13 protein-coding genes are annotated in these 15,990 nt (G+C 63.8%); 3 read left to right on the forward strand and 10 right to left on the reverse strand.

Annotated elements, in window-relative coordinates:
• Positions 1-124: 124 nt before the first annotated feature.
• Positions 125-2,446, reverse strand: a complete 2,322-nt coding sequence (locus G7044_RS09710; RefSeq protein WP_166328365.1) for a Tex family protein — start codon at positions 2,444-2,446, stop codon at positions 125-127.
• A 137-nt stretch (positions 2,447-2,583) separates the two neighbouring features.
• On the opposite strand from G7044_RS09710, the gene G7044_RS09715 reads away from it, so the two are divergent.
• Entirely contained in the window at positions 2,584-3,552 is a 969-nt protein-coding gene (locus G7044_RS09715) for a lysozyme family protein (protein ID WP_207630247.1), read from the forward strand.
• 191 nt (positions 3,553-3,743) lie between these two features.
• Here G7044_RS09715 and prpB read toward each other — a convergent pair whose 3' ends face one another.
• From prpB to G7044_RS09735, 4 genes are read right to left on the reverse strand one after another with little or no spacing between them, the layout of a single operon-like run.
• Positions 3,744-4,658: a methylisocitrate lyase gene (gene prpB, locus G7044_RS09720; protein WP_166328367.1), complete on the reverse strand. Its 915-nt coding sequence runs from the start codon at positions 4,656-4,658 to the stop codon at positions 3,744-3,746.
• Positions 4,659-4,670: 12 nt separating this feature from the next.
• Positions 4,671-5,807, reverse strand: a complete 1,137-nt coding sequence (gene prpC / locus G7044_RS09725; RefSeq protein WP_166328369.1) for a bifunctional 2-methylcitrate synthase/citrate synthase — start codon at positions 5,805-5,807, stop codon at positions 4,671-4,673.
• Positions 5,808-5,818: 11 nt separating this feature from the next.
• Positions 5,819-7,333: an MmgE/PrpD family protein gene (locus tag G7044_RS09730; RefSeq protein WP_166328371.1), complete on the reverse strand. Its 1,515-nt coding sequence runs from the start codon at positions 7,331-7,333 to the stop codon at positions 5,819-5,821.
• Positions 7,330-7,722 (reverse strand): acyl-CoA thioesterase, encoded by a 393-nt coding sequence (locus G7044_RS09735; protein WP_166328373.1) that lies wholly within the window; start codon positions 7,720-7,722, stop codon positions 7,330-7,332. Before G7044_RS09735 ends, G7044_RS09730 begins: the two co-directional genes overlap by 4 nt.
• Positions 7,723-7,844: 122 nt before the next feature.
• Here G7044_RS09735 and G7044_RS09740 point away from each other — a divergent pair, with 122 nt between their 5' ends.
• On the forward strand, positions 7,845-9,242 hold the full coding sequence (locus G7044_RS09740) for a short-chain fatty acyl-CoA regulator family protein (protein ID WP_166328375.1): 1,398 nt from the start codon (positions 7,845-7,847) through the stop codon (positions 9,240-9,242).
• Here G7044_RS09740 and G7044_RS09745 read toward each other — a convergent pair.
• From G7044_RS09745 to aceB, 5 genes are all read right to left on the reverse strand, one after another.
• Positions 9,218-9,880, reverse strand: a complete 663-nt coding sequence (locus tag G7044_RS09745) for an epoxyqueuosine reductase QueH (protein WP_166328377.1) — start codon at positions 9,878-9,880, stop codon at positions 9,218-9,220. The two genes, G7044_RS09740 and G7044_RS09745, sit on opposite strands and share 25 nt — an antisense overlap.
• A gap of 120 nt (positions 9,881-10,000) precedes the next feature.
• Positions 10,001-10,189 carry a hypothetical protein gene (locus G7044_RS09750; RefSeq protein ID WP_166328379.1) on the reverse strand — a complete coding sequence of 63 codons (189 nt, stop codon included), beginning with the start codon at positions 10,187-10,189 and terminating at the stop codon, positions 10,001-10,003.
• A 510-nt stretch (positions 10,190-10,699) separates the two neighbouring features.
• Positions 10,700-10,945, reverse strand: a complete 246-nt coding sequence (locus tag G7044_RS09755) for a hypothetical protein (RefSeq protein WP_166328381.1) — start codon at positions 10,943-10,945, stop codon at positions 10,700-10,702.
• Positions 10,946-11,009: 64 nt separating this feature from the next.
• On the reverse strand, positions 11,010-12,629 hold the full coding sequence (locus tag G7044_RS09760) for an isocitrate lyase (RefSeq protein WP_166328383.1): 1,620 nt from the start codon (positions 12,627-12,629) through the stop codon (positions 11,010-11,012).
• Between the two features lie 63 nt (positions 12,630-12,692).
• Positions 12,693-14,318, reverse strand: a complete 1,626-nt coding sequence (gene aceB / locus G7044_RS09765; RefSeq protein WP_166328385.1) for a malate synthase A — start codon at positions 14,316-14,318, stop codon at positions 12,693-12,695.
• A gap of 177 nt (positions 14,319-14,495) precedes the next feature.
• On the opposite strand from aceB, the gene G7044_RS09770 reads away from it, so the two are divergent.
• Entirely contained in the window at positions 14,496-15,932 is a 1,437-nt protein-coding gene (locus G7044_RS09770) for a helix-turn-helix domain-containing protein (RefSeq protein WP_166328387.1), read from the forward strand.
• Positions 15,933-15,990 lie beyond the last annotated feature (58 nt).

Here is a 15,990-nt window from a genome sequence, read left to right on the forward strand (position 1 = left end):
ATCTTCAAGGCGCCGCCCGCTTTCATGCGGCCCAGCGGGCTTATGCCGGTTTTTTCCGGCCTGCGCGAGTGGATTTGCCGCGCCCTGCCCGACAGGCAACGCCGGGCGGGCAAGGGCGCATCGCCTAACGCTTCTTCATCGCCTCCAGCAGGGCGGCCCCGAACCCGCCCGGAGCGTCGGCTTTGGCCGCGCGGGGCGGCTTCCCCTTCGGCTTGCCCGACGGGCGCGGCCCCTGCCCTGCACCGGGCTTTCCTGTGTGGGCACGCTCTGCATCTGCGCCCCCATCTTTACGCATCGACAGCCCGATGCGCTTGCGCGGAATATCGACCTCGGTCACGCGAACCTTGACCACATCACCGGCCTTGACGACCTCGTGCGGGTCCTTGACGAAACGGTCGGCCAGCTGGCTGACATGGACCAACCCGTCCTGATGCACCCCGATATCCACGAAGGCACCAAAGGCCGCGACATTGGTCACCGTGCCTTCCAGCCGCATGCCGGGTTTCAGATCCTTGATGTCCTCGACCCCGTCCGCGAAGGTCGCCGTCTTGAACTCCGGCCGCGGGTCGCGACCCGGCTTTTCCAGTTCGCGGAAAATGTCGCGCACGGTGGGCAGGCCGAAGGAATCGGTCACGAAATCCTCGGCCCGCAAGGTCTTCAACGCCCCGGCCGAACCGACGATCTGGCGAAGATCGCGCCCGCAGGCGCGCACGATCTGGCGGGCGACATCGTAAGCCTCGGGGTGGACCGAGGAGGCATCCAACGGTTCCTCGCCATCGCGGATGCGCAGAAAGCCCGCGCATTGTTCGAAGGCCTTCGGGCCAAGGCCGGACACCTTCATCAGCATCTTGCGCGACGGGAAAGAGCCGTGCTGTTCGCGGTGGCGCACGATTGCCTCGGCCAGCGAGGGGCCCAGCCCCGCGACCTGCGCCAGCAGCGGCGCCGAGGCGGTGTTCAGGTCCACGCCAACAGCGTTCACCGCATCTTCGACCACCGCATCCAGCGCCCGCGCCAGACGGCGCTGATCGACGTCATGCTGATACTGGCCGACGCCAATGGATTGGGGCGTGATCTTCACCAGCTCGGCCAGCGGATCCTGCAAACGCCGCGCGATGGAAACCGCCCCGCGCAGCGATACGTCGAGACCCGGAAATTCGCGCGCTGCAAGTTCCGATGCCGAATAGACCGAGGCCCCGGCCTCGGACACGACAACCTTGCTGGGCTGGCGCGCCCCTTTCGGCAACAGCGGAAGCGTTTCAGAGACCAGCTTTTCGGTTTCGCGGCTGGCGGTGCCGTTGCCAATGGCGATCAACTCGACCCCGTGGCGGGAAATCAGCTCGACCAGCTTGGACTGCGCGCCGCGCAGGTCCATCTTTGGCTGGAAGGGATAGATGGTGGCCGTGTCCAGCAGCTTGCCGGTCTGGTCGACAACGGCGCACTTCACGCCGGTGCGGATGCCGGGATCAAGCCCCAGCGTCGCCTTTGCCCCCGCCGGTGCCGCCAGCAGCAGATCCTTGAGATTGCGCGAAAATACCGCAATCGCTTCCTCATGCGCGCGTTCGCGCAATTCGCCCAGAAGGTCGATATACAGCGCCAGCGAGAATTTGACCCGCCAGGCCCAGCCCGCCGCATCGCGCAGCCAGCGGTCGCCGGGGGTGTCGCCCGACGTGCCCAGATGCGCCGCGATCTTGGCGATGGCCTGCGGCACCCCGGTTTCGGGATCGGGGGCCAGTTCGATGGTGACGATTTCTTCCTTGGCGGCGCGCATGATTGCCAGCGCGCGGTGGGACGGCATATCGGCCCATTTCTCGCGCTGATCAAAATAATCCGAGAACTTCGCCCCCTGCTGTTCCTTGCCCTCGATCAGCTTCGAGGAGACATAGGCCTCGCGCCGCATGAAATCGCGCAGCTGGCCCAGCAGATCGGCCTGTTCGGACAGCTCCTCGGTCAGGATGTCGCGCGCGCCGGCAAGCGCGTCTTTCACCGTCGGCACGGCCTCGCCCAGATAGGATTCCGCATGTGCCTCTGGCGCGACCGACCGCATTTCCATGATGACGCGCAGCAAGGGTTCAAGCCCGTTTTCGCGGGCGATCATCGCCTTGGTACGCCGCTTTGGCTTGAACGGCAGATAGATATCTTCCAGCGTCGCCTTGGTTTCGGCAAGGGCGATGGCGCGGGCCAGATCGTCGGTCAGCTTGCCCTGATCGCGGATCGAGTTCAGGATCGTCTCGCGGCGCGATTCAAGTTCGCGCAGATAGCCAAGCCGGTCGGCCAGACTGCGCAGCTGGGTATCGTCAAGGCCGCCCGTGACCTCCTTGCGATAGCGCGCGACGAAGGGCACGGTCGCGCCCCCATCCAGCAGCGCAATCGCCGCGTTCACCTGCGCCGGGGTGGCGGCTATTTCCTGGGCAATCACCCGGTCGATCTGTGCGACGGTCTGGGTCAAGGCGGGCCTCCTTTTATCGGAAGACCGTGATAGCGACAGCGCCGCCGGGCGGCAATAACGGGTTGCGACCCGCCGCCGCGCCAGCCTGCATTCCGCCGTCAACCTCGACTTAAACATTTGGCCCTAGCTTCGAGGGCATGCGATTCGTGCTTGCCCTGCTGATCCTGCTGTTCCCCCTGCGCGCCCTTGCCGCGACAGAGGAGCCGGCGGCTTTGTGCGAATGGGCGTCCCAGACCGCCGCAATCGAGGCAGGCGTGCCACCCGACATCCTCGGCGCGCTGACGCTGACCGAAACCGGGCGCAGACGCGACGGCGTCGTCCGCCCCTGGGCGTGGAGCGTGAATGCCGAAGGCGATGGCACATGGTTCGAAGACCCCAATGCCGCCCTCGCCTTTGCCGAGGACAAGGTCGCCGCCGGACGTACCAACCTGGATATCGGCTGCTTCCAGCTGAACTACCGCTGGCATGGCGAGAATTTCGCTTCGGTGGCCGAGATGTTCGATCCGCTGAACAATGCCCGATACGCGGCGAAATTCGTCAGCCAGCTTTATGCCGAAACCGGCGACTGGCGGCGGGCGGCGGGGACGTTTCATTCCCGCACACCGGTCCATGCGACACGCTATCTGGCGCGGTTCGACGAATTGCGCGCCGGCCTGCGCATGGGCGGGTTCGAAGGCATGCGCGACATGGCAGAGACCTATAACCGCTTCGCTTCGGCCGACCCGAAGTCGCTGGCACGACTGCCGCAACCCTCAAGCCGGGCGCGGATCGTCGACAAACGGATGCTGCTGGGCGCGCCGATGGGGACGCCCGGGACCGGAATGCCGGGGTCACTGGCCGTCATCGGGGGCGAAAGGATGGCGCTGCTGTCATCCGGAACCGGGCTGCTGGACGCACAGCGCGGGCCGCTGATCGGACCGGGCGCGGCGGCCCCGTCTTCACCCGACGAACGCCGTCGGCGGCGCCGCAACCCGGTTGCGGCTGACCTCTCGGATGGTGAATTGGTCGCGAAGCCCGCGCCGTTGACGGAATATCCCGCCGACCTGCCCGATGCCGGCATTGCACCCGCCAATCTTGAAATCTCCGGGGCCGAGGAATTGCTGTGACCGCAGACCGGTTTTGCCAGCAGGTCGTAAGAGTGCCAGACGAATTCAGCCAGCATGACCCAAACAGCCCCGCGCGGCGTTTGCATGCACGCAGGACAGGGGCGTCAGCGTTCCGATGCGCGATGAGGCAGATAAGAAAGGGGCACCGCGCCTGCACGCGATGCCCCGAAAACGCCCAGCCTTGGGCCGTGTCAGACCTTCCAGTCCGGCGCCACCGAGGCCGCGATTGAGGCGTCGAGCGCCTCGAAATCGCCGAGGCCAATGGTGCCATACAGCTCGGATCGGGTCTGCATTTCCGGCAGCATGGCGGTGGTGGCACCGTCGCGCGCCAGCGTCGCATACAGCTTTTCCTGCGCCTTGTTCGCCACCCGCAACGAAGACACCGGCCAGATAACCATGTCGTAACCCAGATCCTCGAACTCCTGCGCGGTCAGCGCGGGCGTGCGACCGAACTCGGTCATGTTGGCCAGCAGCTTGACGCCCGGCAGCGCCGCGCGGACTTCCTTGAACATCTCGACCGAGGTCAGCGCCTCGGGGAAGATCGCATCCGCCCCGGCCTCGACATAGAGTTTCGCGCGGGCGATAGCGCCTTCCAGACCTTCGCTGGCGGCCGCATCGGTGCGGGCGACGATGCGCAGATGCCGGCGCGCCTGTGCGGCCGCCGCGACCTTGGCCGCCATATCCGCCGCCGTTGCCAGCTTCTTGTCGTTCAGATGGCCGCATTTCTTCGGCAAAAGCTGGTCTTCCAGATGCACCGCGCCGGCGCCCGCATCTTCAAAGGTGCGGACCATGTGCATGACATTCAGCGCCTCGCCATAACCGGTATCGCCATCAACCAGCAGCGGCAGCCCGGTGGCCCGGGTGATCTGGCGAATGAAGAAGGCGACTTCGTCCACGGTGATGATGCCCAGATCCGGCAGCCCCATCGACGCGGTCATGGCCGCACCCGACAGATAAAGCGCATCGAACCCGGCCGCTTTCGCCTGCAGCGCCGCCTGCCCGTTATGCGCGCCGGGCAGGCGCAGGATGCCGGGCGCATCCAGAAGTTCCTGGAAACGCTCGCCCGCGGGGCGGTCGGGATATTCGGCCCCAACAAGATAAACCATGATGGCTCCTTTTCAGCCGCGCTTGGACAGCGGCACGAATTTACGGTTCTCCGGGCCCGTGTAATGGGCCGAGGGGCGGATGATCTTGCCGTCCTCGCGCTGCTCGATCACATGCGCACCCCAGCCCGAGGTCCGCGAGATGACGAAAAGCGGCGTGAACATGGCGGTCGGAACCCCCATGCGGTGATAGGACACGGCGCTGAACCAGTCGAGATTGGGGAACATCTTGCGTTCCTGATCCATCACCGTCTCGATCCGTTCGGCGATGTCGAACAGGCGCATGTCGCCATCAAGCTTCGACAGATCTTTCGCCACCCGCTTGATGACCACGTTGCGCGGATCGGCGATGGTATAGACCGGATGGCCGAAGCCGATGATGATTTGCTTTTCGGCCACGCGGGCGCGGATATCTTCGGCGGCCTCATCCGGATCGGCGTAGCGCGACTGGATTTCATAAGCCACTTCGTTGGCACCGCCGTGCTTCGGACCACGCAGCGCGCCAATGCCGGCGGTGATCGCCGAATACATATCCGAACCCGTCCCCGCGACCATCCGCGCCGTGAAGGTCGAGGCGTTGAATTCGTGTTCCGCATAAAGGATCAGCGAGGTCTGCATCGCCCGCACATGATCGGCCGAGGGCTTCTTGCCATGCAGCAACCGCAGGAAATGTTCGGCGATCGAGGTCTCGTCGCCCTCGACATCCACACGGCGGCCATTGTGGCTGTAGTGATACCAGTACAGCAGCATCGACCCCAGCGAGGCCATCAGCCGGTCGACGATATCGCGCGCGCCGGCCGGGTTGTGGTCATGCGCCTCGGGCAGGATGCAGCCCAGCACCGACACGCCGGTGCGCATCACATCCATCGGATGAGTCGCCGCCGGCAGCTGTTCCAGTGCCGCCATGACCGGGGTGGGAAGCCCGCGCAAACGCGCGAGCTTGGTTTCATATGCCGCCAGCTGGGCCTTGTTCGGCAGGCTGCCATGGACCAGCAGGTGGGCGATTTCCTCGAACGTCGCGGCTTCGGCGATGTCGACGATGTCATAACCCCGGTAATGCAGGTCATTGCCGGTTTCGCCCACGGTGCACAGCGCGGTATTGCCGGCCTCGACCCCGGACAGGGCCACGGATTTCTTGGCTGTCTTGGCCATCTGAGCCTCCCTTATGCTTTGAAGTCGAAGATCCCCGTCGGACGCGCGCCGCCCAGTTTGCCGGCTTCGACGACGAAGTTCAGCGCCGCCAGATCGCCCGCCTTCAGATCGGCCAGTGCTTCGGCCGCCTGCAGGAAGCGGGTCTGTTCGGCCGGCGCGATGATGCCATCCGACAGGGTCAGGAACTTGTTCTTGTAGTTTTCGCGCACGAAGGGACGGGCGCCGTCGGGATGGGCGTCGGCAAGGGCCAGTTCATCCTCGATCACCTGACCGTTCTTCAGCGTGACAACCACGCGACCGCCGAAGGCCTTTTCCTTCGGATCCTGCGAGTGATAGCGGCGCGTCCATTCCTTGTCCTCGGTGGTCGAGATCTTGTGCCACAGCGCCACGGTTTCCGGGCGGTTCGCGCGTTCCGGGGCATAGGATTTTTCGTGATGCCAGCCGCCATCTTCCAGCGCGACGGCGAAGATATACATGATGGAATGGTCAAGCGTTTCGCGCGAGGCTTTCGGGTCCATCTTCTGCGGGTCGTTGGCGCCGGTGCCGATCACGTAATGGGTGTGATGGCTGGTATGGATGACGATGCTGTCGATCTGCGACAGGTCGCCGATCTTCGGCCCCATGCGGCGGGCGAGGTCGATCAGCGCCTGCGACTGATATTCAGCCGAATGTTCCTTGGTATAGGTGTCAAGGATCGCACGCTTGGCCTCGCCCTTGCCCGGCAGCGGCACGTTATATTTCGCGCCGGGACCCGACAGCAGGTAGGCAATGAAGCCGTCTTCGCCTTCCCATGCCGGCGACGGTGCGCCTTCGCCGCGCATCACGCGGTCCACGGCCTCGATCGCCATCTTGCCGGCGAAGGCCGGGGCATAGGCCTTCCAGGACGAGATCTCGCCCTTGCGCGACTGGCGCGTGGTGGTGGTGATGTGCAGCGCCTGCTGGACGGCCTGATAGATGGTTTCGGTATCCAGCCCCAGCAGCGTGCCGATGCCGGCGGCGGCTGACGGCCCGAGATGGGCGATATGGTCGATCTTGTGTTCGTGCAGGCAGATGCCGGTGACCAGATCGACCTGAATTTCGTAACCAGTGGCCAGACCGCGGATCAGATCGGCGCCGGATTTCCCGGTATGCTGGGCGACTGCCAGAATCGGCGGGATGTTGTCGCCGGGATGCGAGTAATCGGCGGCCAGATAGGTGTCGTGGAAGTCCAGCTCTCGCACCGCCACGCCGTTGGCATAGGCTGCCCATTCCGGCGAAACGGTGGTGCCGCTTTCGACGCCGAAGACGGTCGCGCCGGGCTGATAGGGATGGGCCATGGCCTGCGCGCGGGCCGAGGCGACCGGGCGGCGCGCGACGGAAGCGGCTGCGACCGAGGCGTTGTCGATGATGCGGTTGATGATCATGTCGGTGACATCGGCATCGACCGCGACGGGATCGGCGGCAACCTCGGCGATTTTCCAGGCCAGCTGGTCTTCGCGGGCCAGATTCTCGGCCGATTTATAGGTGCGAACTTCATGCGTCTTCATGTGCTGATCTCCTGAGCGGTAATCTTCTTCGGCCGGCCGTGTTCGTTCACGGCGACCATCTGGAACTGTCCTTGCGCGACCGGGGCGCGTTCGCCGGTCTGCGGATCTTCGCGGCTTGCCTGCACCTCGACCGTCATCGAGCTGCGACCCGCATCGGTGACGCGGGCGGCAATGACGAACAGATGGCCCACCGGAACCGGCGCGGTGAAGCGCAGATCCTTCACCGCCGCCAGCACCACATTACTGCGCGCATGGCGGCTGGCGGCGGTAAATGCTGCCTGCGCCAGCATCGAAAGCCCCTGCCCCGCGAACAGCGTACCGTAATGGTTCGCCTGTGCGGGCAGGACCAGCTCGGTCTGTTCAAAGGTGGCGGTTTCTCGCGCTTGCATGGCGATCCTTCGCAAGATTTGCACCGACAGTTTCCACGCAGCAGCGCCTCTGGTAAACAACAGACTTGCATCAAGTTGCGAAAGCGCGCCGGCGGTTTTGCGAATTTTGCGAAGGATTGCGAATGAAGAATGCCTATCTTGGTGGACAGCTGCGGCGGTTGCGTGAAACCCATGCAATGACGCAGGCAGCGCTGGCGCGGGCGCTGGAAATCTCGCCCAGCTACCTGAACCAGATCGAACGGAATCAGCGCCCTTTGACGCTGGCCGTGCTGGCCAAGCTGGACGAGCTTTTCGGGGCCGAGGCGCAGCCCTTCCACGATGCGGGCGACGGGCGGCTGGCCTCGCGGTTGCGGGCTGCACTGGCCGATCAGGGCGCGCAGCTGAGCCTGTCGGAACTGCATGATCTGGCCGACAATTCGCCCGCGCTGGCAAAGGTGATTCTGGACATGCGCCGCCGTCTGCGCAACGCGACAGAGCGGGCGAACCTGCTGGCCGAACAGGCAAGCGATCCGTCGGGCGGCCCCGCCGCGCCGACCGCCTTCGAGGCCGTTCGCGATTATTTCTATACCCGCCGCAACCACATTGCCGAACTGGACCGCGCGGCCGAACGGCTGGGCAATCTGCTGCCGGTGATCGGGCGGGCGGACGCGCTGACAACCTATCTGGCCGACCGCTACAAGATCCGGGTCGAACCCGCGACCGAGCCGGGCGTCCTGCGGCGTTACGATGCCGAGACGCGGGTGCTGCGGATCTCGACCCAACTGTCGGACGCGCAACAGGCGTTTCAGATGGGCACTCAGCTTGGCCTGCTGGAAGAAGCCGAGACCATCGAGCGGCTGTGCCAGAAATCCGGGCTTGCGCCCGAGGATCAGCCGATGCTGCGGATCGGGCTGGCAAATTACTATGCCGGCGCGCTGATCCTGCCATACGAGACATTCCTGACCGCCGCCGAGGCCGAACGTTACGACATCGCCCTGCTGTCACAGCGCTTCGATGTCGGTTTCGAAACCACCTGCCACCGCATGTCCACCTTGCAACGCCCCGGCGCCGAGGGGGTGCCGTTCTTCTTCATCCGGGTCGACCGGGCGGGCAATATCTCGAAACGGCAATCGGCGACGGATTTCCATTTCTCGCGCTTCGGGGGATCCTGCCCGCTGTGGACGATCTATGACGCCTTCTCCCATCCGGGCGAGGTGTTGCGGCAGGTGGCGCAGATGCCGGACGGGCGGCGTTACCTGTGGATCGCGCGCACAGTCAGCCATGGGCGCGGCGGCTTTGGCACGCCGGTCAAGCACTTCGCCGTGGCGCTTGGCTGCGACATCGCCCATGCCGACCGGCTGGTCTATGGGCGCGGGCTGGACCTGCTGGGACCGGAAACGGCCACGCCAATCGGTCCCGGCTGCAAACTTTGCGAACGACCCGCCTGCCCGCAGCGCGCCTTTCCGATGATCGGCCAGCCCATTTCAGCCGCGCCGGGCCGGGCCGCCTTTGCGCCCTATTCTTCGGATTCCTTGCCGTAGAACATGGTGCCGATCTCGATCTGGCCGCGTCCGACCTCGCGCCGGTGGCGGTTGGTGTCGCGCAGCGAGTACACGCAGCCGCAATATTCCTGCATGTAGAATTCCTCGCGCTTGGAAATATCGATCATGCGGCTGGACCCGCCACCCTTGCGCCAGTTGTAATCCCAATATTCCAGCCCGTCATACGGCCGCACCGCGCGTTCTCCGCAGCCATTGATCTGCTTCATGTCCTTCCAGCGCGAGATGCCAAGGCTGGAGGTCATCACCGGAAAGCCGTGCTCATGCGCGTAAAGCGCGGTGCGTTCGAACCGCATGTCGAAGCACATGGTGCAGCGGATGCCGCGCTCTGGCTCCCACTCCATCCCCTTTGCACGGGCATACCAGTTTTCAGTGTCGTAATCGGCATCGACGAAGGGGACGTTGTGGGTTTCGGCGAAGCGGATGTTTTCATCCTTGCGCAGAAGGTATTCCTTCTCGGGGTGGATGTTCGGGTTATAGAAGAAGATCGTATAGTCGATGCCCGATGCCGTCATCGCTTCCATCACTTCGCCCGAACAGGGGGCGCAGCAGGAATGCAGCAGCACCTTTGTCTGCCCGCCGGGGGGCGTCAGGACGGGGCGTTCAAAATCGGTGGTCATGGCGGATACCTTGCGACGGCGCGGGATCAAGCGTGTTTTCTAGCCTGAAAGCGACAAAACGAAAAGGGCGACCCGAAGGCCGCCCCTTGTCCGAACCCTGTCGGTCCGGCGATCAAGCCGTCAGGCGGCTTTCGCGTGATGACCACACCAATCGTCGGATTTGACGACCGGCCACAGGCCCTGACTGTCCGCATCTTTCTGCGAGACCGGCGGATTGGCACGGCACAGCCCGCCATCGCTCAGCTTATGCGACAGGTTGGCGACGTGATCCTCGAAAAATGCGCAAGATGCGCAGGTCGAATTCGACATTTTGGCTTCCTTCTTTCGGTTGCGGCTTCAGATGGCGGCTGGCTGGTTCGCTGGCGTTTAGGCTGGCGTTTTCTGGCTGGCTGCCTTGTCACCTATCTAGGACGCACCGCACCAAGGTTCAATAATTAATTCAATAAAAACAAATACTTGATCTATTAAGTCAGGCAAAGAAGGCCAAGGAAATCCATCAGTTTTGCAAGGAAAACTCTCAAGTTTCTGCGGCGGCAGGAATAGCCAGGAAAGACTGCGGAATGCCGCGCCGCGAAGAATAACCGACAGAAAGGCCCGACATCCGCGGCGGGCATTCAGACGGCAGTTTGCGGCCTTGCCGTCCGCCCGATTGGGAAGATTTTAAACATCACGCTTTCGTGAGCGGCCCGCCCGACGCGGCCATTCCCTGCAAATGGCGAATCGCCCCTGCGGGCACCGACAGCGGGGCCAGCCACCACCGCCCTCGGCACAAACGAAAAAAGGCGGGCCGAGGCCCGCCTTTCGCTTATTCCCGCCCGGTCAGTCCTTGGCGTCTTCGGCCTTGGCACCGGTGCCGCGAATGGTGGGGACGACCTGGTCGCCCCAGGCGCCCGCGCCGTTATGGATGCGCGAGACGCGGATCACCTCGACCGAGACGCCTTCGTGCACGGCACGTTGCACGGCGTCATTCAGGCGGTGCACCGCCTCGGCCACGCGGTGAATGGCGCGGGTTTCGCGGTCGCCTTCGGGAAGGTCGATGCGCTGAAATTCGGTATCTGCGTTCATGTCTCGCTCCTCCAGTTAGGGGTTGGGGCCACATTAGCCGCCCCAACCAAGAGTTTACAGGGCCTTATTCTGCCGCGAACTGGTTCATGGTGTTGGCATGACCGCCCGCTTTCAGTGCGCGCTCGCCGCCGACCATTTCCTTGAACGTGTCGCCCAGATCCGAGCCGACCTCGTGCTGGTGCTTGACCGCACTGATGCCGCGACGGATTTCCTCGCGCTGAACGGTCTTGACGTAAGCCAGCATCTTGTCGTCGCCGAAGTAACCGCGCGACAGCTCGTCCACCGATTTCGCGGTCAGGTGGAAGGTCGGCAGCGTGATCAGGTTGTGGAACACGCCGGCCTGCGTCGAGATGTCGTGCTGGAAGCGCTGCAGGCGCGCATCGGCTTCCTGACCCAGCTCCGAGGCGTCGAATTCCGCCTTCATCAGCTCATTCCCCTCCGGGTAATCGCCGGCCGCGATCTTGCCTTCGGCGATCCATTCATCACGGACCTGCTTGCGCAGGTTCAGGGTCCAGTTGAACGAAGGCGAGTTGTTATAGACCAGCTTGGCGTTCGGAACCGCCTCACGCACTTCGTTCACCATGCCAGCGATTTCGGCGACATTCGGGGTGTCGGTTTCGATCCACAGCATATCGGCGCCGCCCTGTGTCAGGTTGGCAATGCAGTCTTCCACGACGCGCGCCCGGCCCGAGCCTTTCTTGAACGGGAAAAGACCGTTCGGCAGGCGCTTCGGCTTGACGAATTCGCCGTTCAGCATGATCGCCAGCTCGCCATCGCGGACGGGGTTTTCATCGGTGATCGCGTCGGTATCCAGCCATTTGATGTATTCCGAGGCCAGATCGCCGGGTTCCTGAGACACCGGAACCTTCTGGGTCAGACCGGCGCCAAGGCTGTCGGTGCGGGCAACGATGACGCCTTCATCAACGCCCAGTTCCTCCAGCGCCAGACGGCAGGCGCGCAGCTTCTCGATGAAATCTTCGCGGGGCACGGTGACCTTGCCGTCCTGGTGGCCGCATTGCTTGGCGTCCGAAACCTGGTTTTCGATCTGCAGGCAGCAAGCGCCGGCTTGGATCAGTTCCTTCGCCAGCAGGTAGGTGGCATGTTCGTTGCCGAAGCCCGCATCGATATCGGCGATGATCGGAACAACGTGGGATTCGAAGTTGTCGATGGCCTCGATCGCCTTCTTCTCGGCCGCTGCATCACCGGCCTTGCGGGCGGCGTGCAGGTCCTTGAACAGGTCGTTCATCGCCACTTCATCGGCCTGACGCAGCGAGACGTAGATCTCGCGGATCAGGTCGGCGACGGCGGTCTTTTCGTGCATCGACTGGTCGGGCAGATGGCCCCAGGTGTTGCGCAGACCGGCAACCATCCAGCCCGAAAGGTAGACATAGGCGCGCTTGGTGGTGCCACGCAGGCGCTTGACCGACTTGATCATCTGCTGGGCATGAAAGCCGGACCAGCAGCCAAGCGACTGGGTCGACAGCGTCGGGTCGGCATCATAGGCCGCCATATCCTCACGCATGACCTTTGCCATGTCGCGGGCGATGTCCAGATGGGTGTCATAGCTGTTCTGAAGCTTCAGCTGCACGATATCGTCGACGCTGACGCCACCGGGGGTCTGACCCGAGGGGTAGCGCTTGGAAACTTCGGCGTGCAGTTCGGCGTAGCTTTTGCGGTTTGCCATGATCTTTCCTTTCGAGAGAATGGTTCGTTGGGTTCGGCCCGCCCGGGCCGGGGCCAGATCTCCTCAATCCAGCGCGTTCAGCACGTCATAGGCGGGGGTGGTGATGAAATCGGGCAGAACGTCGGCGGTGGCGGCATCCTGAAGGATGCGCGCGGCCGAGGCGTAATGCCCGCGGTGAAACCCGGCCGGGCCAAGCCGGTCGAGGATGGCGGCGATTTCGGTCTGCACCATTTCGCCCAGCAGGGCCGCATCCATGCGGCGGCTGGATCCGTCGGGCAGGCGGATATCGGTGCGGTGGCGGATCCATTGCCAGATCTGCGCGCGGCTGATTTCGGCGGTGGCCGCGTCTTCCATCAGGTTGTGGATGGGGACAGCGCCCCTGCCCTGCAACCAGTTGGCCAGATATTCGATCGCGACCGAGACATTGGTCCGCAGCCCCGCTTCGGTGACCTGCCCGCGATGGGGTTGCAGCAGCTTGGCCGGCTCGATCCGGTAGGTCTGGCGTTGCAGGCGGATCTGGTTCGGGCCGGGCATTTCGGCGTCGAACACCTCCATCGCGACGGGAACCAGATCGGGATGGGCGACCCAGGTGCCATCATGACCAAGGCCGACCTCGCGCAGCTTGTCGGCGCGGACCTTGGCGAAGGCCTCGGCATTGGCGGTATCGTCGCCCTTGACCGGGATCTGCGCCGCCATCCCGCCCATGGCATGAATGCCACGGCGGTGACAGACCTTGATCAGCCGCGCCGCATAGGTCGCAAGGAAGGCATCCGCCATCGTGACCTGCGCCCGATCCGGCAGGACGTATTGAGAATGCTGGCGCAGCGTTTTGATATAGCTGAAGATATAATCCCAGCGCCCGCAATTCAGCCCGGCGATATGGTTGCGCAGTTCCCAGACGATCTCATCCATCTCGAAGGCGGCCGGCAGGGTCTCGATCAGCACGGTGGCCTTGATGGTGCCGTGCGCAAGCCCGACGCGTTCCTGCGCGAAGGTGAAGACCTCGTTCCAGAAGGCCGCCTCGCGGTGGCTTTCCAGCTTGGGCAGGTAATAGAACGGCCCGCGACCGGTTGCGGCAAAGGCGCGCCCGCAGTGAAAGATGCTCAGCCCGAAATCGAACAGCGCCGCCGACATCGGCTGACCGCCGATCAGCACATTGGCCTCGGCCATATGAAGCCCGCGCGGGCGCAGGATCAGGACGGCGGGATTGGCGCCGACGCGGTAGGACTTGCCGCTTTCGGGATCGTCGTATTCCAGCGCGTCGTCGCGATAGTCGATGACGTTCAGGTGCCCGGCAATGATGTTGCGGAAGCTGGGGGCGGTGGCGTCCTCGAAATCCGCCATGAAGGTTTTTGCGCCTGAATTCAGCGCATTGATCATCATCTTGCGGTCGACCGGGCCGGTGATTTCGACGCGGCGGTCCCACAGTGCTTCGGGAACCGGGGCGGCTTCCCAGATGCCCTGACGGATCTGGCGGGTGTCTTCCAGATATTCGGGCATCCGGCCTGCGTCGATCTTTTCCTGCCGACGCTGGCGCGCGATCATCAGCGCATGCAGCTTCATCCCGAAACGGCGCTGCAATTCACCCAGAAAGCTTAGTGCGTCAGCCGTCAGCACACGATTACCATCGCGGACAGCGCGCAGAACCAGCGGCAACTGATGCGAGGTGACGGGCTGATCGAGCGACATGGGCATGGCCTTCCGTTACAACCTTCATGGCAGGCAGCGATTCTGCTTCTGCATAATGTCACTTTAGTAATGTCATCTCGCATATGCAGTAGGCTTGTGTATAAAAGGGGTCACTCTGTCACTTTTGTCAGGGTCGTTACTTTTGTAATGTAAGATTTGTAACGAAACGAGGACATCATGGCGGCACGCGGCGACAAGCTGATCATCGGGCAGCGACTGAAGATCCTGCGCACCACGCTGGGGCTGACACAGGCCCAGATGGCCGCGCAGCTGGGCGTCTCTGCCAGTTACATCACATTGATCGAATCCGATCAGCGGCCTGCTTCGGCCAAGCTGCTGATGCGGCTGGCGCAGGTCTACGACCTGAACGTGGCGGAACTGGCCCCCGATACCGACGCCCAGCTGGCCGCCGATTTCGAGGCCGCCCTGAAAGACCCCGTGCTGGAGGTCGAGGGCGTCAACCGCGCCGAGATGGAGGCCGTGCTGCAGGCCTCGCCCCGGATCGCGGCGGCGCTGGTGCGGTTGCAGGGGCGACTGGGGGACGCGCTGATGCGTCACCAGATCGAGGAAAACCCCCTGACCGACCGTAACAAGGTCGAGGCTTTGGCCCAGATTGCCCGGCCGGTCGAACAGGTGCGCGACTGGTTCTATGACAGCCGCAACTATATAGACGCCCTCGACCGCGTGGCCGAGGGCTTGGCCGATGAGAACAAGATCCACCGCGATGCCTCGGACGTGGCGCTCAGCGGGCTGCTGGCGGCGCATAACATCCGCATCCGCAGGCTACCCGCCTCGGTGATGGGCGGGTCTCTGCGCCGCTATGACCCGCATCGCAAGGAATTGCTGCTGTCGGAACTGCTGGACGCCTCCAGCCGGCGTTTCCAGATGGCGGTGCTGATCGCGCGGCTGAATTATGAAGATCTGATTGACGAGGTGCTGGCCGAGGCCGACTTTGAAGGCGATGCCGCGCGCAGTCTGGCCCGCGTAAGCCTGGCGAACTATTTCGCCGCCGCGCTGCTGATGCCCTATCGGCCCTTCCTGGCGGCCTGCGAATCCGAACGCTATGATATCGAGCTGATCAGCCACCGCTTTGGCACCAGTTTCGAACAGACCGCCCATCGCATGACCACCCTGCAACGGCAGGAGGCACGCGGCATTCCCTTTTTCTTCGTCCGCGTCGACCGGGCGGGCAACGTGTCCAAGCGCTTTAGTGCCGGGCGCTTCCCGTTTTCACGCTTTGGCGGCACCTGCCCGCTTTGGAACATCCATGGTGCTTTCGAAACACCCGGCCAGATCCAGACCCAGCTGATCCGCATGCCGGAAGGGGCACGGTATTATTCGGTCGCGCGCACGGTGACGCGGGCGGGGGGCAGCTTCTCCTCTCCTGCGCCGCGCCTTGCGGTGGGGCTGGGCTGTGACGTGGCCTTCGCGCCGCGGTTGATCTATGCCGATGCCTTCGACCCAGAGCGGACCGAACCGACCGATATCGGGCTGAACTGCTTCCTGTGCGAACGCCAGAATTGCGCCTCGCGCGCGCAGGCACCCATCAACCGCAATCTGGCCGTGAACGAATTGGAACGCAGCGTCGCCCTGTTCAGCTTCGAGGTCGAGTAACCAGCGCCGACAAGGCGTCTTTACACTGGCCGCGTGGCACACCAATCTGGCTGGAAGA

The sequence above is a fragment of the Paracoccus xiamenensis genome, from assembly GCF_011308835.1.
Taxonomy (GTDB): Bacteria; Pseudomonadota; Alphaproteobacteria; order Rhodobacterales; family Rhodobacteraceae; genus Paracoccus; species Paracoccus xiamenensis.